Genomic DNA, 398 nt, shown 5'->3' with positions numbered 1-398 from the left:
AAGTCCACCGGCTGTGAAAGAAGCGCTGGTTCGGCGAGCCGAGCAGGGCATTTATGGATACTGCATCCAAAGCGGCTCGTACATTGACTCGATCACCGGATGGTTTCGCCGCCGCCACGATTGGGGAATTTCCAAGGAATGGATTTCGCAATCGCCCGGTATTGTAACTACACTAAGCCTGGCGGTCGAGCTGTTCAGCGAACCGGGAGCCGAGGTTATTTTACAGTCGCCGGTCTACTATCCTTTCTACGATGTCATCAAAATGAACGGCCGCCAAGTGGCCGACAATCCGCTTGTGCTCCGAAACGGACGCTATGAAATGGACTATGAGCAGCTGGAAGGGCTGATGAAGGGCGGCGCCAAGCTGCTGCTGCTGTGCAGCCCGCATAACCCCGGCG

The 398-nt window shown here is 56.3% G+C and carries 1 protein-coding gene; it reads left to right on the top strand.

Annotated elements, in window-relative coordinates; translation table 11 throughout:
• Positions 1 to 398, top strand: a 398-nt coding sequence (locus L691_RS0103195; RefSeq protein ID WP_025688741.1) for an aminotransferase class I/II-fold pyridoxal phosphate-dependent enzyme, incomplete at both ends; no start/stop codon positions are given.

The organism is Paenibacillus zanthoxyli JH29 (genome assembly GCF_000520715.1).
Taxonomy (GTDB): Bacteria; Bacillota; Bacilli; order Paenibacillales; family Paenibacillaceae; genus Paenibacillus_AQ; species Paenibacillus_AQ zanthoxyli.
This window is presented reverse-complemented; position numbering and strand designations above follow the sequence as displayed.